The 26988-nt window shown below is 64.3% G+C and carries 22 protein-coding genes and 3 pseudogenes; 13 read left to right on the forward strand and 12 right to left on the reverse strand.

All coding sequences use genetic code 11. The features are described from left to right. Positions 1–132: 132 nt before the first annotated feature. The 4 genes and pseudogenes from G6N47_RS04750 to G6N47_RS04760 all read right to left on the reverse strand — a co-directional run. Positions 133–360 (reverse strand): annotated as a pseudogene (locus tag G6N47_RS04750) (nuclear transport factor 2 family protein); the annotation flags it as partial. Between the two features lie 125 nt (positions 361–485). After that, positions 486–1394 (reverse strand): MFS transporter, encoded by a 909-nt coding sequence (locus G6N47_RS29390; RefSeq protein WP_197945468.1) that lies wholly within the window; start codon positions 1392–1394, stop codon positions 486–488. 51 nt (positions 1395–1445) lie between these two features. Continuing rightward, the gene (locus G6N47_RS29395; protein ID WP_197945469.1) at positions 1446–2012 is read right to left on the reverse strand and encodes an MFS transporter; all 567 of its coding nucleotides are present in this window, start codon (positions 2010–2012) and stop codon (positions 1446–1448) included. 9 nt (positions 2013–2021) lie between these two features. Further along, positions 2022–2939, reverse strand: coding sequence for an alpha/beta fold hydrolase (locus tag G6N47_RS04760; RefSeq protein ID WP_083130411.1), 918 nt, complete (start codon positions 2937–2939; stop codon positions 2022–2024). Between the two features lie 45 nt (positions 2940–2984). Here G6N47_RS04760 and G6N47_RS04765 point away from each other — a divergent pair, with 45 nt between their 5' ends. Beyond that, a complete protein-coding gene (locus G6N47_RS04765; protein WP_083130547.1) occupies positions 2985–3638 on the forward strand; it encodes a winged helix-turn-helix transcriptional regulator in 654 nt (217 codons plus the stop codon). Between the two features lie 64 nt (positions 3639–3702). Here G6N47_RS04765 and G6N47_RS04770 read toward each other — a convergent pair. After that, a pseudogene (locus tag G6N47_RS04770) lies at positions 3703–3951 on the reverse strand (hypothetical protein); the annotation flags it as partial. 178 nt (positions 3952–4129) lie between these two features. On the opposite strand from G6N47_RS04770, the gene G6N47_RS04775 reads away from it, so the two are divergent. The 3 genes from G6N47_RS04775 to dszC are packed head-to-tail and all read left to right on the forward strand — an operon-like array spanning position 4130 to position 7802. Next, complete coding sequence (locus G6N47_RS04775; protein ID WP_005099785.1) at positions 4130–5488, forward strand: LLM class flavin-dependent oxidoreductase; 1359 nt, start codon at positions 4130–4132, stop codon at positions 5486–5488. Next, complete coding sequence (locus G6N47_RS04780; protein ID WP_023900526.1) at positions 5488–6558, forward strand: ABC transporter substrate-binding protein; 1071 nt, start codon at positions 5488–5490, stop codon at positions 6556–6558. Before G6N47_RS04775 ends, G6N47_RS04780 begins: the two co-directional genes overlap by 1 nt. After that, on the forward strand, positions 6555–7802 hold the full coding sequence (gene dszC / locus G6N47_RS04785; protein ID WP_023882538.1) for a dibenzothiophene monooxygenase: 1248 nt from the start codon (positions 6555–6557) through the stop codon (positions 7800–7802). Before G6N47_RS04780 ends, dszC begins: the two co-directional genes overlap by 4 nt. A gap of 180 nt (positions 7803–7982) precedes the next feature. Here the strand turns inward: dszC and G6N47_RS04790 are convergent, their stop codons facing one another. Further along, positions 7983–8651: a TetR/AcrR family transcriptional regulator gene (locus G6N47_RS04790; protein ID WP_011725686.1), complete on the reverse strand. Its 669-nt coding sequence runs from the start codon at positions 8649–8651 to the stop codon at positions 7983–7985. Positions 8652–8796: 145 nt separating this feature from the next. Here G6N47_RS04790 and G6N47_RS04795 point away from each other — a divergent pair, with 145 nt between their 5' ends. The 6 genes from G6N47_RS04795 (at position 8797) to G6N47_RS04820 (ending at position 15245) form a co-directional block, all read left to right on the forward strand. After that, positions 8797–9309 (forward strand): PaaI family thioesterase, encoded by a 513-nt coding sequence (locus tag G6N47_RS04795; RefSeq protein ID WP_031344738.1) that lies wholly within the window; start codon positions 8797–8799, stop codon positions 9307–9309. Between the two features lie 59 nt (positions 9310–9368). Beyond that, entirely contained in the window at positions 9369–9929 is a 561-nt protein-coding gene (locus tag G6N47_RS04800) for a TetR family transcriptional regulator (protein ID WP_005099718.1), read from the forward strand. A gap of 74 nt (positions 9930–10003) precedes the next feature. Continuing rightward, positions 10004–10429, forward strand: coding sequence for a DUF6188 family protein (locus G6N47_RS04805; protein ID WP_003882618.1), 426 nt, complete (start codon positions 10004–10006; stop codon positions 10427–10429). A gap of 123 nt (positions 10430–10552) precedes the next feature. Next, a complete protein-coding gene (locus tag G6N47_RS04810) occupies positions 10553–13780 on the forward strand; it encodes an MMPL/RND family transporter (RefSeq protein ID WP_024455269.1) in 3228 nt (1075 codons plus the stop codon). Beyond that, entirely contained in the window at positions 13780–14376 is a 597-nt protein-coding gene (locus G6N47_RS04815; RefSeq protein WP_019732906.1) for a TetR/AcrR family transcriptional regulator, read from the forward strand. The genes G6N47_RS04810 and G6N47_RS04815 overlap by 1 nt, the downstream gene beginning before the upstream one ends. Before the next feature lie 332 nt (positions 14377–14708). Beyond that, entirely contained in the window at positions 14709–15245 is a 537-nt protein-coding gene (locus tag G6N47_RS04820) for an HD domain-containing protein (protein ID WP_019732905.1), read from the forward strand. 13 nt (positions 15246–15258) lie between these two features. On the opposite strand, the gene G6N47_RS04825 is transcribed toward G6N47_RS04820, so the two are convergent. Together G6N47_RS04825 and G6N47_RS04830 are read right to left on the reverse strand one after the other, a co-directional pair. Further along, a complete protein-coding gene (locus tag G6N47_RS04825; RefSeq protein WP_011725682.1) occupies positions 15259–15726 on the reverse strand; it encodes an NUDIX hydrolase in 468 nt (155 codons plus the stop codon). 7 nt (positions 15727–15733) lie between these two features. Next, entirely contained in the window at positions 15734–16531 is a 798-nt protein-coding gene (locus G6N47_RS04830) for a hypothetical protein (RefSeq protein ID WP_083131718.1), read from the reverse strand. Positions 16532–16784: 253 nt separating this feature from the next. Between G6N47_RS04830 and G6N47_RS04835 the strand changes: the two genes are divergently transcribed. The 3 genes from G6N47_RS04835 to G6N47_RS04845 all read left to right on the forward strand — a co-directional run bounded on the left by G6N47_RS04835 (position 16785) and on the right by G6N47_RS04845 (position 20163). Next, positions 16785–17129, forward strand: coding sequence for a hypothetical protein (locus tag G6N47_RS04835; RefSeq protein WP_019732904.1), 345 nt, complete (start codon positions 16785–16787; stop codon positions 17127–17129). 99 nt (positions 17130–17228) lie between these two features. After that, on the forward strand, positions 17229–18671 hold the full coding sequence (locus G6N47_RS04840; protein WP_019732903.1) for an FtsK/SpoIIIE domain-containing protein: 1443 nt from the start codon (positions 17229–17231) through the stop codon (positions 18669–18671). After that, positions 18664–20163 carry a replication initiator gene (locus G6N47_RS04845; RefSeq protein WP_011725678.1) on the forward strand — a complete coding sequence of 500 codons (1500 nt, stop codon included), beginning with the start codon at positions 18664–18666 and terminating at the stop codon, positions 20161–20163. The genes G6N47_RS04840 and G6N47_RS04845 overlap by 8 nt, the downstream gene beginning before the upstream one ends. Positions 20164–20709: 546 nt before the next feature. Here the strand turns inward: G6N47_RS04845 and G6N47_RS04850 are convergent. The 4 genes and pseudogenes from G6N47_RS04850 to G6N47_RS04865 all read right to left on the reverse strand — a co-directional run. Further along, positions 20710–23238, reverse strand: coding sequence for a S8 family peptidase (locus G6N47_RS04850; protein ID WP_019732413.1), 2529 nt, complete (start codon positions 23236–23238; stop codon positions 20710–20712). Between the two features lie 35 nt (positions 23239–23273). Further along, on the reverse strand, positions 23274–24272 hold the full coding sequence (locus G6N47_RS04855; RefSeq protein WP_011725675.1) for an AAA family ATPase: 999 nt from the start codon (positions 24270–24272) through the stop codon (positions 23274–23276). A gap of 243 nt (positions 24273–24515) precedes the next feature. After that, entirely contained in the window at positions 24516–25955 is a 1440-nt protein-coding gene (locus G6N47_RS04860; RefSeq protein ID WP_011725674.1) for a recombinase family protein, read from the reverse strand. 21 nt (positions 25956–25976) lie between these two features. After that, positions 25977–26984: pseudogene (locus tag G6N47_RS04865) on the reverse strand (HNH endonuclease signature motif containing protein); the annotation flags it as partial. Positions 26985–26988: the final 4 nt, after the last annotated feature.

Genomic DNA, 26988 nt, shown 5'->3' on the forward strand with positions numbered 1-26988 from the left:
CCTCTCCACCACTGAGGACATCCGGCGACTACCTCCTTCCGATGATCACTAGCCCGAGCCGACCGCGGCGGGTGAATCTGCAAGCGGTGAAATCAGGTGTACCAACGAGTTTCGCGGCAAGGACCCTTACCATCACTTCTCGCCTTGTGCAGCAACGACATACGTTCCGTAGCCTTCGATGACGACGTCGTCGCTGAACCTCAGCACCTCGCTGACCGACTCGTTGTTTTGGTTACGGTACGTGATCACGATGGTGTCGATCCCTTGGTAAACGCATTCGACGACGACACGTAAATCGGGAATGCGATGTAGGGCGAGGGTCCAGTAGCGGCGCAATGCGGGCTTGCCACGAATCACTCCCCCCTGTTTCCGGCAGCAGGTTGTTTTCTCGACAAGTGGCTGCTCGACTGCGCCCGTCTACTGCACCGACAATGCCCCGCGGCGCGTGAATCAGACGTCTGCGCAAGTCAAGCCGGTCCCCGAACTTAGGCCATGCCCACCGATTGCCACCGCTCCGCCGAAGTCGGCAACGGGGGCTGGAACCGTCGGCCAGGCAGCGCGACCATCCCCGCGAGGGCCGCTACGTAGCAGAGACCCGCGACCACCGTGCAGGCCACGGCAAGGCCGGACAGGAACGAGTCCTGCGCGGCGACGAGCAGGCCCGGATTGCCGGCCGCGATCCTGAACGCGACCGGGACCGAACCGGCGGCCTCTACCGCCTTCCCGGTCGCCGCGAAGGCGGTGTCGAGGAGGCGGGTGCCGAAAATCGACGAGAACACCGAGCCGACGACGGCCACACCCAAGGTCGAGCCCAACTCGCGGGTGGCATCGTTGACCGCTGACCCGATACCCGCCCGAGCGGGCGGAAGTACGAGCATGATCGATTCCGTTGCCGGAGTGGCGATCAGGCCCATCCCCAAGCCCATAAACAACATCTGCGGGACGATCAACGTCCAGTACGGCGCGTCGGCCTCGACGCTGCCGGCGATCCACGCCATCGCGGTGCCGAACGAGATGAGCCCAGTGACCACCACTGCACGTGTGCCCACCCGAGGTGCGAGCAGCCCGCCGAACAGTGAGCCAACCGCGATCGACACCGCGACCGGCAGGATGCGGGCGCCCGTCGACAATGGACTGAACTCGCGGCGAACCTGAAAGTACTGGGTGATAAGGAAGATGAACCCCGCCAGCGCGAAGAAGGTGACCGTCACTGCTCCGCTGGCGGCGCTGAACCGGCGATCGGTGAACAGCCGCACGTCGAGCATCGGGTGTTCCGCTCTGCGCTCCAGCGCTACGAATGCCAATGCCAGACCGAGCGCGATGGCGAAACCGCTCAACGTCGTATTGCTGCGCCAGCCTCGTTGGGGGGCTTCGATAATCGTGTAGACGAGCACGCCGAGGAGGGCTACTGAGGTTGTCAGGCCGCAGATGTCCAGCGCGGGGACCTAAGGGTCGCGAGACTCGGGGACCAGAAGGAAGCCGAGAACCGCGGCCACGAGAGCGACTGGCACCAGTGCCCAAAACACGCTGCCCCAGTAGAAGTGCTCGAGCAACAGCCCACCGGAGACCGGACCTGATGCGACGCCGACCCCGACAACCGCGCCCCATCCGCCGAGTGCGGCCGCGCGCTGGCGGCGGTCGGGGAAGGTGTTGGTGATGATCGACAGCGTCGTGGGGAAAATCAGCGCGGCGAACGCCCCCATGCCGAAGCGTGCCGCGACCAGTGCACCGGTGCTGTCGACGAGCGCTCCTCCCGCGCTGGTGGCCGCGAATCCGAGCAGCCCGGTCAGCAGCGCCGGCCGTCGTCCGTAGCGGTCCGACAGACTTCCCGCGGCCAGCACCAGCGCGGCGAACGTGAGGTTGTAGCCATCGACAACCCACTGCAGTCCGCGTGTGTCAGCACCGAGTTCGGTCGCGATGCTGGGCAGCGCGACGTTGACGATCGTGACGTCGAGGTTGATTGCGAGTACCGCAACGTAGACCGCGACCAGGATTCCCGCCCTACGACGCATGACGGCTCACTATGCCTCCGTTCGTTTGCCGCTGCGCCGCGCTTCGCCAGCAGGTGCCCGCGTGTGCCAGTCGCTGATTGCGGCGACGAACTCCTCGAGTGCGTCGGTCACCACGAAATCGCCAGCGCCTTCGACGATCACGGTTTTATGTTCGGGAAAGGCCGCTTCCAGACGTTCGCGCTCCTGGGGACGGAAGCCGATTTGGGCGTCGCCCCACACGATCAGTGTCGGCAGGTGGGCGAGGTCGGCAAGGCCGACCTCGACCTCGGCGAAGAAGGCCCGGCAGGCGGTGATTTGGCCGGGCAGTACGGCGGAGGCCTGGCGGCGCCCGGGTGTGTCTAGCGCCCGGCGGTAGTGGGTCATCTCGGCTGCGGTCGGCTTGCGCCTTCGGTGGCCCACGGGGATGAGCGCATTGACAAGGAAATTGAGCCGCCGAGTCAGGAAACGGCCCGCGGGTCCGCCAACGATTCGGGAGTACCACTCGAAGTGGAAGTCGCCGTTGACTGGCCAGGCCCAGGTGTTGGCGAGCACCAGCCGATCGAAGACGCTCGGCCGACGCTGCACGACCGCCAGGCCGATCAGTCCGCCCCAGTCCTGCCCGACCAGAGTGACCCCGACGAGGCCGAGGGCGTCGACAAACCGGGTGACCACGTCTGCGTGCTCCTCGGGCAGGTAGCGATAGCCGGGCTTCGCCGTCGACAGCCCAAAGCCCGGGTAATCGACTGCGACGCAACGAAAGTCATCGCGTAGCGCGCTGATCACATCACGCCAGAAGAACGACCAAGTCGGGTTGCCGTGCAGGAGCAGCAGTGTGGGACCCGACCCCTCGTCCACGTAGTGGACCGTGTGCCCGTCGATGTCGAGGAAGCGGCTCTCGAAAGGGAACAACTCGTCGTCGACCCAGGCGGGGCGCTGAGCGATAGTCATCTACTTGGTATACTCAAGTTAGCTTGAGAATGTCAAGGAGTGATCGTGGGTCGAAGCTACGGCCAGTACTGTGGGTTGGCGCGCGCTCTCGAGGTTGTAGGCGATCGGTGGAATCTGCTCATCGTCCGCCAGCTCCTCATTGCTCCGGCCCGCTACCAGGAGCTACTTGACGGGCTCCCCGGCATCGCCACCAACCTGCTTGCCGATCGGCTCCGCGATTTGGAAGCGGCGGGCGTGATCGAGCGGCGGCTCGCCGAAGGCGGCAGGGCTATCACGTACGCCCTCACCAACTGGGGTGCCCAACTACGCGAGCCGATCGAGGGCCTCATCCGCTGGTCCACACCGCTCATGATCCGAGGGCCCGAGGGCGACACCTTCCGCGCTGACGGGCTCCTAGTCGCGCTGCCCGCCCTGCTCAAGGGCAGGGTGTCCGCGAATCATTCGTGGACGGTGGGTATCACCGTGAACGGCGATACGGACAGTCGACGTGTCCAAGTGCGCGTGACACGCTCAGGCGTCGAAGTGCGCCCGCACGACGGCCGAAAGCTCGATGCCGTTGTAAGCGGTGATGCCCCAATAATTCTCGGGTTGGCAGCAGGCGCGCTCGCACTCGACGACGTCCTCGGGCTTGTCGACATCCAAGGCGATGAAGCTGCTGTGCGAGCAGTTTTCGGCGCACCCGCCAACGCATCCCCGTGACTCCGCCCCCGGTTTGGTTGGCGAACGAATTTCTCTATGTCTCAACTGGTTTGGGCTAACTGGTCTAGTTGGGTGGTGGTGGTTGGGGTTGGAAGGGGTCGTACCACCACCAGTCGGCGCGTTCGCCGAGCGGCCCGGACCAGGGTGGGACATCGGGTGGGGGATGCTTGGGTGGGCGGGCCAGTGATGCGGAGCTTAGTTGTTGTTCGTCGCTGTCGGTGACGATGAGCTTGTCGGCGGTTCCGGTGATGGTGATGTCGCCTTTGTGGTGCAGCCGGTGGTGGTACGGGCAGACCAGCACCAGGTTGGTGACAAGTTCCTAATATACCCTCCTGGCAGCCGTCCGGTTACCCCGAGATAGGTAGGTGCCGGGCCACCGACGACACACTCCGGGGCCTTAAAAATCATTGGTCTCCTAACCCTGTTGGGGTCCAGGCTGGTGGTCGAGCATCGGTGTCCGGTATCTGATCCCCACGGAGGCACTGCTGATAATGGCTGAACAACGCCAACTACATTTGGCCGGGTTTTTCTCGGCCGGCAACGTCACTCACGCGCATGGCGCGTGGCGCCATGTTGGTGCCACGAACGGATTTCTGACTGGCGAGTTCTACAAGCAGATTGCACGGACCCTGGAGCGGGGAAAGTTTGACCTGTTATTTCTTCCCGATGGCCTGGCCATCGAAGACAGCTATGGTGAGAACTTGGAGACCGGGGTCGGCCTGGGTGGCCAGGGCGCGGTGGCGCTGGAGCCGACCAGCGTGATAGCGACTATGGCTGCGGTGACGGAACGTTTGGGTCTGGGCGCTACGGTTTCCACAACGTACTACCCGCCGTATCACGTGGCTCGGGTGTTTGCCACGCTCGACAACCTGTCTGATGGCCGGATCTCGTGGAATGTGGTCACGTCGCTCAACGACTCGGAAGCACGCAACTTCGGCGTGGACGAGCACCTTGAGCACGACATCCGATATGACCGCGCTGACGAATTCTTGGAGGCAGTCAAGAAGCTATGGAGTTCTTGGTCCGAGGATGCCTTGTTGTTGGACAAGATTGGCGGTCGGTTCGCCGACCCCAAGAAGGTTCAATACGTCAATCATCGTGGCCACTGGTTGTCCGTCCGTGGCCCCTTGCAGGTTCCACGGTCACGCCAGGGCGAACCGGTGATCCTGCAGGCCGGCTTGTCACCGCGCGGGCGTCGCTTCGCGGGGCGCTGGGCCGAAGCAGTATTCAGCGTCTCGCCCAACCTCGACATCATGCGCGCGGTCTATCAGGACATCAAAGCTCACGTTGCGGCCGCGGGACGTGACCCGGAGCAAACAAAGGTGTTCACCGCGGTAATGCCAGTACTCGGTGAGACTGAGCAGGTGGCCCGTGAGCGTCTGGAATATCTCAATTCTCTGGTCCATCCCGAGGTGGGTTTGTCGACGTTGTCGAGCCATAGCGGTTTGGATCTCTCCAAGTATCCGCTGGATACGAAGTTTTCCGACATCGTCGCCGATCTCGGTGATCGTCACGTGCCGACCATGTTGCAGATGTTTTCTGCGGTGGCCGGTGGCGGTGCGGACCTGACGTTGGCCGAGCTGGGTCGACGATACGGCACCAACGTCGGGTTTGTACCGCAGTGGGCCGGAACTGCCGAACAGATCGCTGATCAATTGGTTAGTCACTTTGAGGCCGGGGCCGCTGACGGATTCATCATTTCGGCGGCGTATCTGCCTGGGATTTACGAGGAATTCGTCGACCAGGTGGTGCCGCTGCTGCAGCAACGTGGTGTGTTCCGTACTGAGTACGAAGGGGCAACGCTGCGTGAGCACCTTGGGTTGGCTCGGCCTGAAGTTGGGAGCATCTGATGACCACCACGGGCATAGATCGAGATATTCTTGCCTACAGCAATTGCCCGGTTCCTAACGCGTTGCTGACAGCGCTGGAGTCAAACCTGTTGGCTGGCAACGGTATTTCGCTGAATGTGCTGAGCGGCGCGCAAGCTGGGTTGCATTTCACCTACGATCATCCCGCCTACACCCGTTTTGGTGGCGAAATTCCACCTCTTATCAGTGAGGGCCTGCGAGCACCAGGACGCACCCGTCTGCTGGGCATCACACCTCTGGCCGGTCGGCAAGGGATCTATGTCCGTGCTGACAGCCCGGTGACATCACCCGAGCAGCTGCGGGGTCGGCGGGTGGGTGTGTCCGGCGCAGCGATCCGCATTCTCACCGGCGAGTTGGGTGACTACCGGCAATTGGATCCGTGGCGGCAAACACTGATCGCGCTGGGCACCTGGGAGGCGCGGGGACTTTTGCAGACCCTGCATATCGGAGGCATCGGGATCAGTGACGTCGAATTGGTGCGTATCGAAAGCCCTGGCGTCGACGTGCCCGAAGAGCGGCTGGAAGCAGCGGCCAGTGTCAAAGGCGCTGACCTGTTTCCCGACGTGGCCGCCCACCAGAGCGACATCCTGAGTAGTGGCAACGTTGATGCGCTATTCACGTGGTTGCCCTGGGCGGCGGAGCTAGAAGACCTCAGCGGCGCGCGGGTACTCGCCGATCTCGGCGACGACAAACGAAACCGGTATGCCAGTGTTTGGACGGTCAGCGCCCAGTTGGTTGACGAGCGACCCGACCTGGTGCAACGACTCGTCGATGCGGCTGTCCAAGCCGGCCGTTGGGCACAGGCCCACCCCGAGGACACCGTTGGCATCCATGCCGCCAACCTCGGGGTAGCACCTTCGGCGATCGGACGCGGTTTCGGCGCTGATTTCGCCCAACATCTGATCCCAACGCTTGACGACTCGGCGCTGGCCGTTGTCGACCAAACTCAACAGTTCCTCATCGACCACAATCTGCTCGACCGTCCGGTGGACCTCACACAGTGGGCAGCACCGCAATTCCTCACCCAATCCGCGACTGGAGAACAGCAATGACGTTGACCGATGACACCACCACGGCACAGAACAGTAGGCATGGCGACCCAATCGAGGTCGCGCGCGAGCTGACGCGAAAGTGGCAAACTACCGTCGTCGAGCGCGACAAGGCAGGTGGTTCGGCAACAGAAGAGCGTGAGGATCTACGCGCCAGTGGGCTGCTCTCGGTGACCGTTCCCCGGCACCTGGGCGGTTGGGGAGCCGACTGGCCTACCGCCCTGGAAGTGGTGCGCGAGATCGCCAAGGTCGACGGATCCCTTGGGCACTTGTTCGGATACCACCTCAGCACCCCAGCCGTTATCGATCTGTGGGGTTCACCCGAGCAAAAGGAACGCCTGCTTCGTCAACTGGCCGAAAACAATTGGTGGACCGGAAACGCCTCCAGCGAGAACAACAGCCACATCCTGGATTGGAAGGTGACGGCCACCCCGGCCGATGACGGCGGGTACTTTTTCAACGGCATTAAGCACTTCAGCAGTGGCGCCAAGGGCTCAGATCTGCTCTTGGTGTTCGGTGTGATACCGGAGGGTTTCCCACAGCAAGGTGCCATCGTAGCGGCGGCCATTCCCACCACCAGAGAAGGCGTTCAGCCAAACGATGACTGGCAGGCGCTGGGGATGCGGCGCACCGACAGCGGCACCACCGAATTCCACAATGTTGCGGTCCGTCCCGACGAGGTGCTCGGCAAACCCAATGCCATCCTCGAGGCGTTCCTGGCGTCCGGGCGCGGAAGCCTGTTCGGCCCGATCGTGCAGTTGGTGTTCTCCTCGGTTTACCTAGGGATCGCGCGCGGAGCGCTCGAGACAGCCCGCGAGTACACCCGAACGCAGGCACGTCCTTGGACGCCGGCCGGGGTCACTCAAGCCGTCGAAGATCCGTACACCATTCGCAGCTACGGCGAATTCGGCATCCAACTACAAGCCGCCGATGCTGCAGCCCGCGAGGCCGCACAACTCCTACAGGCCGCGTGGGACAAAGGTGACGCATTAACTTCGCAGGAACGCGGCGAACTCATGGTGCAGATTTCTGGAGTCAAAGCCATAGCCACCCAAGCGGCCCTGGACGTGACCAGCCGTATTTTCGAGGTCATCGGTGCCCGCGGCACCCACCCCAAATACGGATTCGACCGGTTCTGGCGCAACATCCGCACCCACACGCTGCACGATCCTGTCTCCTACAAAATCGCTGAAGTCGGAAACTACGTCCTCAACCAACGCTATCCGATACCCGGCTTCACTTCCTGACCCCGGCGTCGCGCTGCCGGGCACGCGTGAATTCGTCAGATCGGCGGGTCCGTCTTACCCAGTGGTGGCCGACGGTCCCGCCGTTTTGGGTGCAACAATGCGGTCGTTGGGTGACGGTGTGACCCAACCGGATGCGGCTGGCCAAGCGACGGAACGTGGTTCAGAGCAGTCTCATTAGCGCTATTGGTTCGGACTCGACGCCTCGACCCAAGCCGGTTGATCGCCGGTTTGCGCGGCAATGAAGCCTTCGACGATGCGGGTGCAATCTTGGTGGGTGATGACGCGTAGACCGGTCATTCGGGCAAAGACCAGAGGGCCAACAAGTTGACAGAGTGCGAGTTCAATGTCGAGTTCGCCGAGTTGATCGACGCTTTCGGGGCTGTACAGGATTTCGTCGAACGGCCGTCGGTATTGTTCGATCACACGCATCCGCAGAGTGCCGGCACCGGCGTGTTGCACAGTGTTTGGTTCGTGAGTCTCGGCGGGGCCCAACGCGGCCCAGGCCAGGGTGGTGACTTGTACGGGCGCTTCGGCGAACAGGTCGGCTTGGCGGGAGAGCAGTTCGATGAGCCGCTCACGGAGGGTGCCGCTGGTCGGGGCGGGCGGGATGACTTGGGGCAGAAGGCGTTCGAAGGTGGCCGCGAGCAGTTGCGAGGAACTGTTGAAATGGCGGTAGAGGGTGGTGCGGGCGACCTTGGAGGCTTTGGTGACCGCGTCGATGGTGACGGCTTCGATCCCACCGGTTTTGAGCAGGTTGGCCGCGGCGTCGAGCAGTCGGGTGCGTGATCGGGTGCGGCGCGGGTCGACGTCGTCCTCGTCGTCGGGTGTCTCCGCGGGCTGCGTCCCCACCTGACCTCCTGATGTGTTCCGATTGCCGGTGCGTTGCCCCCGCACTCCCGGTTATGGTACCGATAGTAGCGCAGCGAAACTGCTAGTACCGGCGGTCCCGGGTCGGGACGCGGTGGCGGGGCTGCCCGGGTGCGAGGAGGCCGTGATGGGTGTTGATCAGCCGCAGCGGTTGCCGTCGCACACGCCGACCTGCATGGGCTGCGGGTCGGACAATCCGCACGGTTTGCAGCTGGAGGTGTTTCGGTGCGGCGATGAGGTGTTCGCTGATCTGGTGTTCGATGAGCGCCATATCGGTGCGCCGGGGCTGGCGCACGGTGGCGCGATCGCCGCGGCCTGTGATGACGTGCTGGGTTTTTCGTTGTGGATCGCGGCCACCCCGGCGGTGACGCGCCGTTTGACGGTGGACTATCTGCAGCCGGTGCCGTTGGGATGTACGCATCGGCTGACCGCGCGGATCGCCTCCCGCGAGGGCCGGGCGTTGCATGTGGACGGGGTGGGGGTCGGTGTGGACGGTGTCACCCGGTTCACCGCCTCGGCGGTGTTCATCACGGTGGATGCGGCCCATTTCGCCGCCCACGGTGACATCAGCGGTTTCGGGGAGTTGTTCGCCGAGCTGACCCGCTACGGTGGCGCCGGCCCCGACGCGGGGTCGCGGTGAGTGCGCCCACCGCCGCACCCCGGGACCGGGTGCGGCACCCGCGCCGGCCGGCGGACTCGGTGTTGGTGCGTCGCGAGGCGATCCTGGATGCCGCGTGGGCGGTAGCCTCAGCACAAGGTTTTGACGGTGTGCAGATGCGTGCGGTGGCCGCGCAGGCCGGCATTGCCGCCAGCTCCCTGTATCGGCATTTCCGATCCAAAAGCCATCTGCTGGTGACGGTGCTGGCCCGCGAATTCGAACGTCTCGACACCGAATTCGATTGCACTACCGGTGAACTGGCGCCGCAGGCCCGGCTGGGGCGGTTGACCACCCACCTGCACATGGCCTGGCAGGCCAACCCGCACCTGACCGAGGCGATGGTGCGTGCGTTCGTCGTGGCCGACTCCGAGGCCGCCGGCGCGATCGAGCACGCTGTCGCGGTGATCGAGGACATGCTGGCCCGCGCCCTGGGCGGGCCCACACCCAGCGCGCATGACCGTGACGTGGCCAGCCTGATCGCCGACGTGTGGCTGGCCAACCTGATCGCCGTCATCGGCGGCCGGATCGATGCGGACCTGGCCCGCGAGCGCATCGACCGCACAACCCGACAGCTGGTGCACGGCACCGACACCACCACTTAGCGATACTAGTAGTATCGCTGCGCTACTCCCAGTACCATAAAGCGACACAATGACGTGTCGAAAGGGACCCGGGCATGCATACCCCCTGGATCGAGCGGTGCACCGTTCAGCGTGTCTCGTTGCGCGACGGATTGGTGCTCGACCTCGACGATTACAACGAATTGGTGATCGCCACCCCGATCCGGCTGACCCTGCCGCCGATCGGTTCGTCTTATCCCGAAGAGCAGGTCCTCATCGACCCGGGCAACGTCTCGGTCCAGCAGCGTCCGTTGCTGGACCTGGCCGGCGCGGTGTGCACGGGCGCGTGGTGCGACGAGGGCGGCGGGTTGCACCTGGGTTTTTCCCGCGGGCATCGCATCGATGTCGCCCCCCAGGAGGCCGCGACCTCCTGGGAGCTCTACGGCAAACGCCACGGCTACATGGCATGCCTGCCCCGCGGGCGGGTGCGGGTGGTGCGCCACGACCTGCCCGACGACGAATCTGAGGACACCGCAAGTTAATTCACCCCCACCGCGCCCAGCCCCAACCATGGCCCGAAAGGTCGGCGCGGCCCTTCCGATCCTCGTGTGGGACTATTAGTATCGTAGCGATACCGATAGTTTCGTTTCTTGGGAGGCGTGGGGATGGGCGATCGAACCGGAGATGCTGGGCCTTCCCGTGGCCGGCGCGGCGTCGATCTGTCCGGATCTTCGGAATACAGCGCCCGGCTGGGTCGGCTCGCGGCGTTCACGGTGGGCCACAAGGCATTAGTGATCGGTGGATGGATCGCGGCCGCGGTGGTGCTGGCGCTGCTGTTCCCGCAGTTGGAGACGGTGGTGCGCCAACAATCGGTCGATCTGATCCCGCGTGATGTGCCCTCGTTTCAGACCGTGGACCGCATGAGTGAGGCGTTCGGTGAGCAGGGGTCCAAGACGATGCTGTTCGTCGCGATGCAAGACCCGGCCGGTCTGACCCCCGATAATCAGCTGCGCTATCAGGATCTGGTAGGGCGGTTGCGCGCCGATCACGACCATGTCCTGCTGGTCCAGGATCTGCTGGCCGACCCGGTCACCAGAACCCAGGCGGTCAGCGGTGACGGCAAGGCCTGGTATCTGCCGGTCGGGGTGGCCGGCACGCTCGGTGATCCCACCGCGGCCGAATCCGTGCAAGCCGTGCGCGATCTCACCGACACGGCATTCGCCAACACGTCCACCACGGCCTATGTGACAGGGCCACCGGCCACGTTCGCCGATCAGATCGCCTCAGCCGAGCACGACCTGGTGTTCATCTCGATCGCCACCGCCGGGCTGATCGCGCTGATCCTGCTGATCGTGTACCGGTCGGTGTTCACCGCGCTGCTGCCGCTGCTGGTGATCGGGATCAGCCTGGCCGTCGGGCGTGGGGTGCTCTCTGCACTCGGGGAAATCGGCATGCCGGTCTCGCAGTTCACCGTGGCGTTCATGACCGCGATCCTGCTGGGCGCCGGCACCGACTACACCGTGTTTCTGATCAGCCGCTACCACGAACAACGCCGCGCCCAGGTGCCCGCCGAGCAGGCGGTCATCGCGGCCACCGCCAGCATCGGCCGAGTCATCCTGGCCTCGGCCGGCACCGTGGCCCTGGCCTTTCTGGCCATGGTGTTCGCCACCTTGAGTGTGTTCGCCGGACTCGGCCCGGCCTGCGCGGTCGCCGTGGCAGTCGGATTCGCCGCCACCGTGACCCTGCTGCCCCCGGTGCTGGCGCTGGCGGCCACCCGCGGCATCGGCGAACCCAAACCCGACCGCACCCGACGCTACTGGAACAGCGTGGCCGTGGCCGTGGTGCGCCGCCCGGTGCCGCTGCTGGTCATCAGCCTGACCATCCTGGTGGCACTGTCGGCGGCCGCGGCGACCATGACCATCAGCTATGACGACCGCCAAGGACAGCCCGCCACTACCGCCAGCAACCAGGGCTATCAGCTGCTGGACCGCCATTTCCCTAAAGACGTCGTCATCACCGAATTCCTCGTCGTGGAAAACCCGACCGACATGCGCACCGGCAAAGGCCTGGCCGACCTCGACGAGATGGCCTCACGCATCGCCCAAATCCCGGCCGTGACACGTGTTTCCGGGATCACCAGACCGGCCGGGCAACGCCTCGACCAAGCCCAACTGTCCTGGCAGAACGGACAAATCGGCGACAAGATGGCCGACTCGGTCGCCCAGGGCAACGACCGGCGCACCGACCTGGACAAGCTCACCCACGGCGCCGACCAACTCGCCGGCGGCCTGGCCCAACTCGACACCACCGTGCGCACCGCGCTCACCCCCCTGGGCGGTGTACTCACCCAAGCCGGCGCCGCCGGTGAGAGCATGCAGCGCTTCGGCCCGCTGCTGCAACAACTCTCAGCCACCGCACCCGAGGTCGACACCGCCATCCAAGCCGGCCCCGGCATCCGACCCCTGGCCGAACGCGCCCAGAACGCTATCGCCGCCCTCGACCCGCTCGTCACCGCACTCAACACCTCACCGTGGTGTATGACCACCCCGCAATGCGCCCAGATCCGCGACCAGGTCAGTATCCTGACCACCCTGCGCGACGACGGATTCTTCACCCAGCTCGCCACCCTGGGCGACCAGTACAACCCGGCCACCAACGCCACCGTCACCGGCACCCTCACCGAAGTTCAACACACCGTGGCCACCATGAACAACGCCTTCAAAACCCTCGGCAACCCCGAGAACCTGGCCGCTGACATCGGCCGACTCCAACACGGCATCAGCCAACTGGCCTCCGGCGCACGCGCCCTGGCCACCGGCGTGCACACCCTGGCCGACAGCAACATCCAAATGCTGTCCGGGATGAGTCAAATCGCGGCCCAACTGCAAAACTCCGCCCGCGCCACCGCCGGATCCGATGCCGCCACCGGCTTCTACCTGCCCCCCGAAGCCTTCGACAACCGCCAATTCGCCGACGTCGCCAAACATTTCCTCTCACCCGACGGCAAAACCGCCCGCTTCGCCATCGACACCAGCACGGACCCCTACAGCGGCGAGGCGATGAACCTGGCCCGCCAGATCACAGACGTCGCCAACACCGCCCGACCCAACACCTCCCTGGCCCAAGCCACCGTCTCGGTTGCCGGATTCCCCGCCGTCAACTCCGACATCCAACGCCTACTCTCATCCGACTTCACCCAGCTGGCCATCGCCACCCTGGTCATCGTCGGACTCATCCTCATCGCCCTGCTACGCGCCCTGATCGCCCCGCTATATCTGCTGGGCACCGTCGTGCTGAACTACCTGGCCTCACTAGGCATCGGAGTCATCGTCTTCCAATGGATCCTCGGCCACGAAATCGCTTGGCCCGTACCACTATTAGCGTTCATCATCCTCGTCGCCGTCGGCGCCGACTACAACATGCTGCTCGTATCACGACTACGCGAAGAATCCACCCACAACATCCGCGTCGGCGTCCTGCGCACCGTAGCCACCACCGGCTCAGTCATCACCTCCGCCGGCCTGATCTTCGCTGCCAGCATGTTCGGCCTGATGATCGGATCGGTAGCCATCATGATCCAAACCGGACTCATCATCGGCTGCGGACTACTGCTGGACACGTTCCTCGTACGCACCCTCACCGTCCCAGCCATCGCCACCCTGCTCCGCCAAGCCAGCTGGTGGCCACACATGAACCGTCACCCCGCATCGATGCCAGCTAAGCATCTCACCGGTGTGGGCGCGCTGAGCGCAACACGCGGACCGCACCTCCAGATATCGGCGAAGTGGGGTGGCGTCTCACCTGGGGGCGACCATGTACGAAGAATGGATGTGGGGACCGATAGTGGAAACGGGAAAGCAGCTGACCCAGAATCGCTCACATCCGACAATTGATGACCGCGACAACCAACCCGGACGTAGAACCTACTTCGTGGTCACCCAGAGAGACAGAGCTGCTGCGAGTAGCATTGGGTATCCTGCAGGATCGTGGGTACCACGGCCTAACAGTGGAGGCTGTCGCGGGCGCTGCTCATGCCAGTAAAGCCACCATCTACCGGCGCTGGCCCTCGAAATCTGAACTGATCCTAGCGGCCGTCATCGAAGGCACCCGTCAGAGCGCTGTTGCACCCAACACTGGCACCCTGCGCGGCGACTTGTTGTGTCTCGGCCAGATCATCTACAAACAGTGCCGAGACCACGCCAGCACCATCCGGGCAGTGCTTGTCGAGATATCCCGTGATCGCGCGCTCAACAACGTTATGCAAGACCGGTTTCTTCATGAACAGAGAACCCTGGTCCGGCAGGTCCTACAGCAGGCGATCAGCCGCGGCGAGATCGGCGCGTCAACAATCAACGAAGAGCTCTGCGACCTGTTGCCAGGCTATCTGATCTTCCGATGCATCTTTTCCAACCGCCCGCCGACCCATCTCACCATCGAAACTCTGGTCGACAATGCAATCCTCCCGAAACTCATCTCAGCAACTGAATAGCTCCCGCGACGTCGGAGCCACTGTTGTCAGGGAATGCGAGTTCCGCGCTGGAGCGGCCTAGGTGTTGCCTACACGCTTGATACCAGTAAAGAAAGTTCTCACATCGCAGGTCAGAGGGCTGTTTTGCGGCGATGGCCCGGTGGTTCGGCGGCGGACGGAGGGTGAAGCGTAGCGACCGGCGCGGACGGGAGCGCCAGCGGACGGGAGCAGAGGGAGCGAAGCGAAGCCCGCAGGTAGCCGCCACATAGTGGTTGGAGATGGGTGGACGCTCAGTAAGTGCTGCTGCGGTGGAGATACTGCGACGTGATACTGGGGCTCGTAAGCTGGCTGGCATGAGCGGGGCGGTGGCGCAGCGTGCACGGCGGGAGGCCGAGACACGGCTGGCTGAGCAGCCGCGGCGGTTGGCGCATGTGCGGGGTGTGGCCGCTGCGGCGGAACGGCTGAGTCAGCATTTCGCCGGCGAGGCGGCGGATTGTCTGGTGGCGGCGGCGTGGCTGCACGATATCGGGTATGCACCGTCGGTGCGCCGAACCGGTTTTCATCCGCTCGATGGCGCGGTGTTCGTCCGGTCGGCCGGTTTCGGGGAGCTGGTCGCGTCGTTGGTGGCGTTTCATACCGGCGCGCACCTGGAGGCATCCGAGCGTGGCGTCTCCGGTTTAGGGGCTTTCGTCCAACCGCCGCGCGATGTGATGGATGCGTTGACGTTTTGCGATTTGACGACCGGACCTGACGGCACGCCGGTATCAGCTGAGGACCGCCTGCGTGAGGTGTTGGCGCGTTATGGACCGCAGGATCCGGTGCACCGGGCGGTCGATGCTGGCCGCGAGGAGTTGCTGGCGGCGGTGGGTCGGGTGCGCGGCTGGCTGTAACCCCTGCATGGGGTTAGCAGAGGTAGGGGCTGTCGCGGTGTTGCAGGTAGTGCTCGATCCGCAGACGCATCGAGGGATGCATGTCCAGGTCGGCGATGTCGTCGGGATCAGTCCAGGCGATGTCGGTGCTTTCGTGGTCGATGGCCAGCTCACCACCGAGCACCCTGGTGGTGAACAACAAGGAGAATTGTTGGCGGACTTCGCCATCGGTGAATGCCACGACGTGCCGCGGGTTGGTGTAGACACCGACCAGGCCGGTGATTTCGACGTCGAGCCCGGTTTCCTCTTTGACTTCGCGCACAGCGGTTTGTTCGATGGTCTCGCCGATGTCGTGTCCGCCGCCGGGTAGCGCCCACAGGGTGTTGTCGCGGCGTTTGATCAGCAAAATTCGACCGCGTTCGTCAGCGACGATCGCCGAAGCCGAGGGGACGACACTGTTAGGCCGTGGGGCGTTGGGGTCGTTGTAGTAGTCGGTGCGCATCGGCGGGTCAGCCTTTCGTCGTTAGGGGTGTGGCGTGGTCCCACACCTGGGTGAAGGCCTCTTCGAGGGTGGCCCAGAGCCGGGGTTCGTGGTGACGGGACAGTACGAGTACGGGGTTGTTGCGTCCGGGTGAGCCGTAGATGTGGAAGTTGACGATCATGGCGTCATCGACCCGAAAGATGGATGTGTAGAGCGTGGTGTCGTGGGTGCGGATGTCCAGTCCCGGGGTGCCGGCGTGTGGGGCGAGCAGCTCGACTGAGGTGCGGCAGCGGGCGATGACGGCTTCACCGATCCCTTCCTCCACGCCGCGCAGGATCATGGTGGCGGTGTCGGGGTCGCCGACGAGGAATCGCACCGCCACGCCGCGGGCGGCGGCGTCGAGCAGGGTGTCGAGGAATCCGTCGAGGGTGTCGAACAGGAACGTGGCGGCCAGCACGAGGATGTCGATGCTGGTGGTGGCGTCGGCGAAATGCTGCTGCCACGCGCTGATCGGTAGCTGGGTGCGGCTGGCATACAGGGTCGCGGTGAACGGGCCACTTGGTGATATGGTCGCCAATGCGCTCGCCATAGTAGGCGAGTACTGATTGGGCCACAGATCGTGCGGCGTGCAGCCCAGCAGCGTGGCTGCGCGCCGCGCGTTGTCCTCGCGGATGTTGTAGTTGGTGTTGGACAGCCAGCGGCGCACCGTCTTGACATCCACGCTCATCGCGGTGGCAAAGCGCTGCGGGGACAGTCCCTTGGCCTGCAGCCGCTGCATGAGGCGATTGTTGGGGATCGCGGCCGCCTTGCCGTCGTGATCGTCCATCGTCTCAGCGCACATCTTTCCGTGTCGTCTCCGTGTATCGCCAGCGCGTGGCGTCTAGTTTGCCATGCGCGTGGTGCCACCCCGCGGCGGTGATGCCCACGTGATGTCCACGGGTATGTCCCGGTGGTGTCCGGAATGTCGCCGGCGATGTCGGCAATGCCGCTAGATGTCCCTGGCTACGTCGGTGGTGTCCACGTGAACTGAGTTCAGCGCCGCAAGGGCGCATACGGTTCACGAAAGGAACTACAGGACAATGCGTTTGAGAATCGATACGTCAGGGACACGGTTCATCGTCACCCGTGCGGCTGAGCCGCGGCTGAACTTTGAGACCGGCAGCCCCAAAATCGACACTGCCACCGGGCTGCCGCAGCATTCGGTGCAGTTGCTGGCGTTGGATGACACTGGCGGCGAAGTGCTCAATGTGACGGTGGCCGGTGACCCGAACGTCGGGGTCACCCAACCGGTCTCGGTGACCAGCCTGGTGGCCATCCCGTGGGCGCAAGGCGATCGCAGTGGTGTGGCCTTCCGCGCTGATGCCATCACCGGCGCCACAGCCGGCGCCCCGGCGGGTGAGCCGGGGTCGCGCACCCAGAAATAGCACCCGCTGCCGAGGCGCGACACCAGCACGTGCCGCGCCTCGGCCCGGGTCCGCCGTCGACCACTGGCTCGTCCACGCACACACGGAGAACACACCGTCATGGCATCAAACAATAAGAACACCAACAACACTCAATCGGACAATGACGACTGGTTCGGCGATCTGGTCATATCACTGTTGACCGCCGCGGGATATCTGCTGTGGTGGGCCGTGCTGTTCCCAGCGATCAGTGTCCCGATCATCGCCAGCCTCACTCTCGGCATCACCCACGGACCCCGCGCCGGGATCGTCGGTGCCATCGCGTTCGGCGCCGGATATATGGGGTGGGCTTGGCTAGACCCAGGCTCGTTTTGCTCGTGGGTGACCGAACCTGTACGGCGCCGCTGGTTGACCTGGTCGCGCTACACCCGCACCTGGGAATCGACGTGCACCCTGCACGGCCTGACCGCCAAACTTGGTGAGCGCACCCTGACTCCGACCCTGCGCACCGTCACGATCGGTAGAACCACCGATGTGTTGGCGGTGCGGATCGTCACCGGCCAATCCCTAACTAACTGGCACCAACAATCCGAGGCGCTGGCCGCGGCCTGGCGCGCCGACCGGATCACCATCACCGCCACCACACCCGGGGAACTACGCATCGCGCTGATGCGCGGGGACGTGCTGGCCGAACCGATCGCGCTGCCCATGCCTACATCGTCGACTCCGGTGGATCTGGGATCGGTGCGGGTCGGGATCACCGAAACCCGCCACCACTGGCAGATGCCGCTGCTCGGGCATCACCTCCTGGTCGCCGGGGCCACCGGCGCGGGCAAAGGCAGCGTGCTGTGGTCCCTGATCGCCGGGATCGCCCCCGCGATCAAGACCGGGCTGGTCCGGCTGTGTGTCATCGACCCCAAAGGCGGCATGGAACTGGGCGCCGGCGCACCCATGTTCACCGTGTTCAGCCACGACGCCACCGACACCACCCTCCAACTCCTGCGCCAGCTCGTGAACGTGATGCACGCCCGCGCAAATCGTCTGCGCGGCCACACCCGCCTGCACACCCCGACACCGGCCGACCCGCTGTTTGTGGTCCTGATCGATGAGATCGCCGCGCTCACCGCGTATGTGACCGACCGCAAGATCCGCACCGAAATCGAACAACTGCTCGGGCTACTGCTCTCCCAAGGCCGCGCGGTGGGGATCTCGGTGGTGGCCGCAGTGCAAGACCCCGCCAAAGACACCCTGCCGGTCCGGCAACTGTTCACCGTGCGGATCGGGTTGCGGCTGACCGAAGCCACCCAAACCACCATGGTGCTGGGACAAGGAGCACGTGATGCCGGGGCGGAATGCGACCGCATCCCCGATGCCACCCCCGGTGTGGGCTACATGCTCATCGACGGCAGCACCCAATCCGTGCGGGTACGCGCCTTCCACGTCACCGACCACGACATCACCACCCTCGCGGCCCGATTCCGCCGCCCCGCGCGCCGGCCCAGTGGCGACCAGGCCTCAACGACGGGCGACAGTGACACCAACAGAGGTGCCAGCGGTGAATAGCTCCACACCACCGGCCCAGCTCGCCCTGCCAGGCATTCCGGACACGGTCGACACCACCCGGGTGGTCGATGAGATGGTGCGCCGCGCCTCCTCGATGGGATACGAATCCTGGTGGCGACGCGCGGAATCCGTCGGGTTCTGTGCCCATCCCATCCAACTCACGGGCACCGAAGACTACGGACGCCAGCAGGTGGTGTGGACCCGGTGCAACAACCGCCGCGCCCACATCTGCCCCTCCTGCTCAGACCTCTACGCCCGCGACACGTGGCAACTCGTGCACGCCGGCGCCGCGGGCGGCCACCACGACATGCCCGCCGCCGTCGCTGATCGTCCGCAAGTGTTTCTCACGCTGACCGCCCCCAGCTTCGGGGCCGTCCACACCACCACACCCACAGACCCCAGCGGATCCCGACACGGTGTGTGCCGCGATCATGACCGCATCGGTGGCTACCGGCGCTGTTCACATAGAAATCCATTGTGGTGCAGCACTATCCACGACCACACCGATCCACAGGTTGGCCAGCCGCTCTGCCGGGAATGCTACGACTATTTCGGGCATGTGCTGTTCACCTGGCATCTGCCTGAGCTGTGGCGACGATTCACCATCACCCTGCGGCGAGCACTCCGCAGGCATCTGAAAGCCGCCGGGGCCGATCCGGATGACGTGCGGGTCAGCTTTCTCAAAGTCGTCGAAATGCAAGCCCGCGCCATCCCGCACATCCACGCCCTGATCCGCCTCGACCCCTACGAGGATCCCGATCAGACCGGTTGGGAATCACCAATCAGTGCAACCGAACTCGCGATGATCATCCAGCACGCCGCCCGTACCGTCACCCTCACCGTCCACGACCCCACCACCGAGGGCGGCGTGCGGGTGATCGCCTTCGGTCCCCAAATCGATACCCAACCCATCACCGCACCCACTAACTCGACGAATGCGCTGACAGCAGAACATTGTTCACCGGATAGCCGGGCACTGTCGGGCCGGCGGGTTGCTCGCTATCTGGCCAAATACGTGACTAAATCTTTGGCCGATCTCGGGATCAGCGTCCGCCGGCTGTCCACCGAATCGATACCCGACCTGGATGTATCCGAGCATGTGCGGGCCATCCTGACCACCATCAGCGACCTCGCTGACAACGGAGTGTCGGGTATTCGGCGGTGGCTGCACACCCTCGGGTTCCGCGGGCACATCACCAGCAAGTCCCGCCGCTACTCGACCACCATGACCGCACTACGGCAACGCCGTGCCACTTGGACCCGCGAACGCTACGCGAAATCTACTGAACACAAGCATAATCCGGATCGTCGACACGGCGATGATGGCAATGATCTGGTGGCGTGGGAGTTCGACCGCGCCGGTCACGCCAGCCTCGGTGAGCGCACCCTCATCGTCAGCGCGGCGCTACGTCGGATCGACCGGCGCCGCACTGCCCGCGAAGCACTATTGCACCAGCGTGGTGATCTTCCTGTCGAGGTACCCGATGGCTAGCCGGGAGGTGCGATCCGCGGATAGGCAGACTGGAAAGTCTTACAGTCGTCAAGAATTCACCGCCTGGCTTGTCGAATCCTGTGAACGCCAGCACGTCGCGGTCACCATCACCAACCCGGCTGTCCTCGCTGACATCGCCACCCTGCTGCGGTAAGGCGCGGCACAGCGTCAGCTCAGTGCGACCAGGCCGTCACATTCTGACGCTGTTTCCTCGCCTGGTCACAGCGGTCCAATGCTGTTGGCTGGCAATTGATGTCAGGGCCGGCGCCGCAGGCGGGCGAACCCCCGGTTCGAGCCTTGACATCAACTGCCAGTCAACGAATAGTCGAAGGTGACCAGTGAAAATTGCACAACCGTGCACGCAGACGGCGTTCTCTGGAAGTAGGATGCGGATCCCGCGAATACTCCTGCACCAGGAGATTGCTCGGTCAGTCCGTTGAGCCCTTCGTCGATACCCAAAGGGATCGTCGACCGTTCCTATCAGGGTTCGCAAGTGAACATTGCTAGATTTGGTAATGCGCGGAATACAGCGGCATAAAAGCTTGGCTAGGTTTGGATTTCGACGGTTGTGCTGATCTGTTGGGCGACGGGAGCCCATAGGTCAACGTCGACGTGTGGGGATTCGATGCTGACGATGAGTGAGTAGTCAACGCCGTGGTTGCTTTGGTCGTATTTGCGTTGGTTTTTCCACCATCCCGCGACCGGGTACACGGCGATGGCTCCCTTGCTGGCGAGGTTGGCGGCTGGACCTGTCCAGATGTCGGTGTGTAGTGAGCCGGGGGCCTGCTGCAGGTTGCTGCCGAAGAACCAGCCTTTCTCGGTGTCGAGTGCAGGTGGGCGTTGCCCGTCGATACGTGCGCGGGTGTTGATGCGCTGGCGGAACGATTCGATGTTGTCCTCCGGGCGTCGGGTGGCGAACCGTAGGCCATGGGAGGGATAGATATAGCGGCCCGTCCAGCCGCGGCTGGAAGGGTTGGGTTCAACGAAGTAGGACAGGGTCACGCGCATGCGTACTTCGGTTTCGCCTAGCCCTTCGAGTATTTCGGTCGGCCATGGCAGTTGGTGGAGATTCATCTCCCGCACTTTGCCTGAGTTGCTGTCGCGGTCGCGCTCGTAGGGATGGATTCGGGCCTCTGCGATGAGGGTGAGCGCATCGGTGGCGCTACGCAGTGCGCGGGCCGCGTCGGGTACACCCATCCCGTAGCGGCGCAGCAGGCTGGCGAGGCGAGTCTTGTTCGATTCGGTGTTGAAGCGGTTGCGCATGGCGTCGGTCCACTGAGCCGAGTGCACGATCAACCCGCGGATGGTCTCGGGGCGCAGCTGCGGGTAGGCCTGGGAGAGATTGCCGGCGATGGCTGCGACCTGAGCGGTGGCGGCCGAGGTGTCTCGCGTCGCGGTGAAGAAACCGTGTCCCGGGCGTTGGAGGCGGGTTGTGAGCAGAGCGAGATTGGGCGGCGTATCAACGTCTGTGCGGTCCGGTGATACTGCGACGTTGCCGCCATCAGCGACCACATCGGGTTTGAACGGCCATTTCGTGCGGTCAAAGACTACCGACGTGCGGCTGACCGGGGATAGTTCACCCCTCTTGGCTACCGGCACGTAGCCGGCGAAATCAGCTGGTGCGCCGGACATGTCGTCACGATTGGAGTAAGCGCCAACCGTGAGCGCGTTCCACGACTGGGCGGGGTCTTCGACCGGCTCGACATCACTTCGAGCGAGGTGATCATCGGTGCCACGAAGGTCGCGGATGTTGCCGGCCGAGACGAGGAACAGGCGCGGGCGCCGCGGCTCGTCACGGTCGAGGTAGGTGAGCTTGGGATCGCTGTCATCGATGGCCCGGCCGAAGGCCAGAGCGTCGATCGCCGCCGACCACGACGTGGGTCTGCCGGTGTCGATTCGTGTGGTCGGTTCGGTGTCAGTTCCGTCGACGGAGGGGCGGCGCGCAGTGACCGCGAGCATGAACACGCGGCGCCGGGCGGCGGCTTGGATCTCTGGGCGGTCGACCGCGCGAGCAGTGATAGCACCGTAGAGATCACGATCGTTGTGGGCGTTATCGGGCAAGAACTTCACCGACTCCAGGCGGTGAGTCAATTGGACCGGCTGGGTGTCGACGAGTGCGGCGTGCAGGTCTCCGTAGAGGGCCAGGCCTGCCATCTCAGTTCCGTGCGATTGGACGGGCGTGGTCTGCCAGCGCGGGTCTGCGACGTGCAGGTCCGCGGCTCCAATCGAGTCGGTGAGCAGAGGGTGCGTGTCCTGCACGCCAGTGTCGAGGATGCACACCACCGCAGCATCCTTGTCGGCCATCCGTAGACGCGCGCGCAGATCGTCCACCCACTCGGTCTGCTCGGCGGCGGGCAGTTCTGTCAACAAAGTGGCAACGTCGTGCGGTCGGCGCAACTCGGCGATGTCGTCAACTGATTGAAACGTCTGCGCCAGTTGGTCTGCCGAAGCGTATAGCAACACTACGGTGCGGTCACCGAAACCCAGATAGTGCTCACTGGTGCGCAGTTCGTGTTGGACAACAAAGTCGCTGAATCTTGCTTGTTCGCGGCGGTCACGGTTAAGCAGCCACACCTCCCACCAACGGACTTCGGTGGGGTCGTCGGGAAACAATTCATCGGGATCGGTCCATAGTTCGCGGATCGTCGCTCGACGGATCGACTGGATACTCTCAATTAGTGCGGCATTGTCAGCCTTGGTCCGGTCTGCAGACGACACGTAGGCGTCCAACCGTTTGAGGAAGTACTCTTTCTTGCCCCGCGGGATGTACACGGTCGCCATCTGAACGATCCCGTCGGTGGTCTGCGTCTCCCGGACGGCGACCAACTCGGGCTGCTCACCAGAGCGCTGCGGGTCCAGACTTTGCAACGCCAGTTCCAAATCTGGAAACGACACAAACGTGACGTAGGTTCCTGCAGGCTCGATCTCATCGTCGGCTGTAGGCGCGACTGCGGCGTTGAATTCGTCAGTGAGGCGTCGGCCATGCCCCTTGCGATCGCCGGTGAACTCGTGCTTGTCGCCACCGCCACCAGCGCTGGCGAGCGTAAAGGACTCCGATACTGGCGCTACCGACACGACAAGGTGAGGACGATCTCGCTCTGCCATGACGTCTAGATCGCCGACTCGCCGTGGTGATTGGCACGCGGCCGTTCGTGCAGGGCGGCCACCAGGTCGTCGGTGCGCACCCGGGCCCGGCCAGCCAGAACTGTTCGCTTCGCCGCATTCTCTGCTGCAGTCGCGATCTCTCCGTGACTGAGCCCGCGCGCGGCAGCGACGACCCTCGGCCAACTCAGGTTGCCGATTTGGAACCGAGCGAGTCGGTTGCGGATGACGGCCTCGGTGGCCGCGTCGTCGGGCAGTGCGAAGTCCATCACTGTGTCAAATCGGCGATAGAGGGCGTTGTCGAGCAACTTGGGGTGATTGGTGGCCGCGATGATGATGCTGTCCGAGGAATCCTCTTCGAGGAATTGAAGAAAGGAGTTGAGGACTCGGCGGATCTCGCCGACGTCGTTGGGTGCGGCCCGATCTCCGGCAAGCGCATCGACCTCGTCGAACAAGTAGACCCCCCGCGTGTCGATGAGCGCATCGAAAATCAAGCGCAGTTTCGCTGCCGTCTCACCCATGTATTTGGTGATGATTGTGTCCAGCCGCACCGAAAACAGTGGAAGCCCCAACTCGCCGGCAATAACTCGCGCGGTTGAAGTCTTGCCGGTCCCTGGCGGGCCGGTGAGCAGCAACCGGCCCGCGGCCCGAAGACCGTGGCGGGCAAGCATGTCTCGTTGACGCTGCTCAAGCAATACATGCCGCAGGTGCTCGGCAAGACCCGGGGATAACACGAGGTCTGCCAGTCGAGACTCCGGATAGCTGACAGCGAGCAGAGAGCCCAGTTCACCCCGGGGCTGCGCCACCGGCACCACCGAGGCCACCCGCGACTTCACTGCACCACGCTTACGCAACTCGTCAACCAGGTCGCGCAGTTCTTGGGCGAACTTTGCGTGCCCAGCTCGTGCAGCTTTTGCAGCCACCTGCATCGCCACGGCGTAGAACTGGGGGTCGTCGCCCTCGGCGTGGCTCATGACGAGAGCCTTCAACTGGTCATTTGTCGCCACCGCTGACCTCCCTTCGGGTCAAACAACCGTCCTGACCAGCACGGCAGGCCCCGTGAGCTGAGTCTAACGGGCGTGATGACTGCTTCCCGACACCACGCCTGACGCAAGTACACCAACCTGGCCCGACGAGGAATGCCCGAATGCAGCGAATGCCGGGCGCCACACGCAAAGTCGTACGTGTTCTAAAGGCAAAGTTTCGGCATGTACCGACGGACGAGACGTTTACCCAACGGACGAGACGTTCTAAATCCGCCAATGCGGCTGTACCCGGTTGATATCCAACTTGCGCGACCCGGGCGTGCCGGGTGCGATGACGGCGTGATCGAGCACTGATTTGATGATGGCTTGTTGGCGGTCGATGTCAAGGTCATCCCACTGACCGCGCAGCACCTCGCCGCAGCCCACCAGATCCATCACCGCACTGGTGTCGGTGGCCTTGGCGATGTCGCGGCGGGCGCGGGCGATGCGGTCGGTGATGGGGTCGCGGGCAGCGATCCATTCCCGCGCCGACACCGCCCCCTCTGCATACAGCCCGGCCAATTCATCCAAGCGGGCCTGGTCGGCCTCCAACTGGGCGGCCAACGCGGCGACGTCGGCGTCCACACTGGACCTACCTGCTAATGCTCCTGCCAGCTGGGGTGAGTCCAGTCGGGTCAGCACCGCATCGGTGAGCAATTCCTCGACCGGCAGCGCCACCACGGTCAGTCGCCCGCAGCCACCGTGATCGGGACCTTTCAAACACACGTAGCGCCGCACCCGGTTAGTCGGATTGTTATGGCGGGCTTGGGAAAACAACCGATTCCCACACCGCCCGCACCGCAACATCCCCGACAGCAGGTAGGTGCGCGGGGCGCGAGTTTTCGTGACGCTGCGAGCAGTCATCCGGGCAAGGATGCGGTCGCGCTCGCCCGCGGTGATGATCGCCGGCCACGCCGCGGCGCCGATCACCTCACCATGATGCTCCCGGAGCCCGGCGATCCGTCCGGAGGCCAAAATGTTGCGCACCGTGGTGGTCTGCCACGACTTCGACGCGGGCGGGGCCACACCGGTGTCGCTGAGCCAGATGGTCAACGACCGGATCGACGCACCCGCGAGATACCGGTCGACCATCTCCCGCACGATCTTGGCTTCCTCAGGGCGCAGGGTAATTTTGTCGGGCTCGTATCCGAAAGGGCGCGCCGGGCCGTGCGGCAGGCCTTTTTCGGCGTTCTGCAACATCTTGCGGCGGATACGCGCGGATTTGCGGCCAGATTCTTTGGCGGCGAACGCGGCGAAAATCCGGGCCATGAACAACCCGTCATCGTTACCCAAATCGATGTCGGCGGTCACGGTAGCGACATCACGCACCCCGACCGACTCACACAGCGTCACGAAGTCTTCCAACTCGACCGGACGGCGATGTAGCCGGTCGAGGTTGTAGACGATCACCGCATCCCGCGCACCGGATTTCAGGTCATCCAGCATGCGGGCGTACTCGCGGCGCGGCTTTCCCGAATACGCTGAGACATCATTGTCGACGTACTCGTCACCGATCGGCCAGCCTCGCTCCGCGGCGAGCTTGCGGCAGTCTTCGAGTTGACGGGCGACCCCCAGGCCGGTGCCCTCCACATCGGCTGAGATGCGGGCGTAGATCGCCGCGGACCGCGCCCCGACACGCTGAGCTGGAGTTTTCGCTTTCCCCATGAGGGTAGTTTAGCGATATTTCAGCTTGGACAGCTCGGTGGGGCCGCCGTCTTCCCAGTGGCGGATGTGGTGGGCGTGCAGGCCGCGGGTGGCCCCACAGCCGGGCACCACGCAGCAGCGGTCGCGGTGCTCCAGGGCGCGGCGCAGCCGCCGGTTGATCACCCGGGTGGTGCGCCCGGCGCCGATCGGCTGGCCGGCACGTTCGAACCACACCTCACAAGTGGCGTCACAGCCCAGGTATTGGCGCTCGGCCTCGGATAGCAGCGGGCCCAGATGCAGCGCGGCGACGCGCTCTTTAACGTCGAGATGGGCCACCACCGTGGTGTGCTGGCCGTGTGGGCGGCGGGCCACCTCGGTGTCCCAACTGGTTTCGACCAGCCGCATGAACGCCTCCAGGGTGCCCGGCAGCGGCGGCGCCTGCTCGAAGACCGTCCCGCCGTCGCGGTCGTGTTTCCACTCGGTGATCAGCGCATCGCGGTGCGAGGCCAGCGCCGCCTCGAATTTGGCCGCGTCGTCGTGGGCCAGTTTGATCCGCCACCAGGCGAACTGCTCATCGCCGCCCTTGGTGATCGAGGGCTGCGGCTCAGGGCGCCCCTCGGGCTCGGGTCGCGGTTCGAGCTTGACCGCGGTGCGCAGCTGGCTGACCGTGGCCACCGCCGCCAACGCCGCGTAATGCTCATCGGAGCCCTGCCCGGCCCGCCCCGCGATCACGCCGACCTGATCTAGCGACAGCCGGCCCTCGGCCATCCCCTGAGCGCAGCGCGGAAACTCCTCGAACCGGCGCGCCACCGTCGCGATGGTGTGCGCCGTGCCCGAGGACAACCCGAGTTTCCAGGCCATCAACGCCGCCAGCGAGCGCACACCGGTCATCCCCCACAACTCGTCACGATCCAGCTCCGCGGCAATCTGCACCAGGCGCGCATCAATGGCATTGCGCTGACCGGCCAACTCCGCCAACTCCTCAAACAACACCTCAAGCCGATCGACAGGCCTCCACCCCACAGCAGGCGAAGCACTGGTCAACGACATACCC

It is taken from the genome of Mycobacterium branderi, from assembly GCF_010728725.1.
Taxonomy (GTDB): domain Bacteria; phylum Actinomycetota; class Actinomycetes; order Mycobacteriales; family Mycobacteriaceae; genus Mycobacterium; species Mycobacterium branderi.

Excerpts from the sequence above, each read along its gene's own strand:
- G6N47_RS04780 (WP_023900526.1), top strand. The coding sequence starts at position 5,488 with ATGACCACCACGGGCATAGATCGAGATATTCTTGCCTACAGCAATTGC.
- G6N47_RS04820 (WP_019732905.1), top strand. The coding sequence starts at position 14,709 with ATGAGCGGGGCGGTGGCGCAGCGTGCACGGCGGGAGGCCGAGACACGG.
- G6N47_RS04810 (WP_024455269.1), top strand. The coding sequence starts at position 10,553 with ATGGGCGATCGAACCGGAGATGCTGGGCCTTCCCGTGGCCGGCGCGGC.
- G6N47_RS04760 (WP_083130411.1), bottom strand. The coding sequence starts at position 2,939 with ATGACTATCGCTCAGCGCCCCGCCTGGGTCGACGACGAGTTGTTCCCT.
- G6N47_RS29395 (WP_197945469.1), bottom strand. The coding sequence starts at position 2,012 with ATGCGTCGTAGGGCGGGAATCCTGGTCGCGGTCTACGTTGCGGTACTC.
- G6N47_RS04840 (WP_019732903.1), top strand. The coding sequence starts at position 17,229 with ATGGCATCAAACAATAAGAACACCAACAACACTCAATCGGACAATGAC.
- G6N47_RS04815 (WP_019732906.1), top strand. The coding sequence starts at position 13,780 with ATGACCGCGACAACCAACCCGGACGTAGAACCTACTTCGTGGTCACCC.
- G6N47_RS04775 (WP_005099785.1), top strand. The coding sequence starts at position 4,130 with ATGGCTGAACAACGCCAACTACATTTGGCCGGGTTTTTCTCGGCCGGC.
- G6N47_RS04860 (WP_011725674.1), bottom strand. The coding sequence starts at position 25,955 with ATGGGGAAAGCGAAAACTCCAGCTCAGCGTGTCGGGGCGCGGTCCGCG.
- G6N47_RS04825 (WP_011725682.1), bottom strand. The coding sequence starts at position 15,726 with ATGCGCACCGACTACTACAACGACCCCAACGCCCCACGGCCTAACAGT.
- G6N47_RS04795 (WP_031344738.1), top strand. The coding sequence starts at position 8,797 with ATGGGTGTTGATCAGCCGCAGCGGTTGCCGTCGCACACGCCGACCTGC.
- G6N47_RS04830 (WP_083131718.1), bottom strand. The coding sequence starts at position 16,531 with ATGGACGATCACGACGGCAAGGCGGCCGCGATCCCCAACAATCGCCTC.
- G6N47_RS04805 (WP_003882618.1), top strand. The coding sequence starts at position 10,004 with ATGCATACCCCCTGGATCGAGCGGTGCACCGTTCAGCGTGTCTCGTTG.
- G6N47_RS04835 (WP_019732904.1), top strand. The coding sequence starts at position 16,785 with ATGCGTTTGAGAATCGATACGTCAGGGACACGGTTCATCGTCACCCGT.
- dszC (WP_023882538.1), top strand. The coding sequence starts at position 6,555 with ATGACGTTGACCGATGACACCACCACGGCACAGAACAGTAGGCATGGC.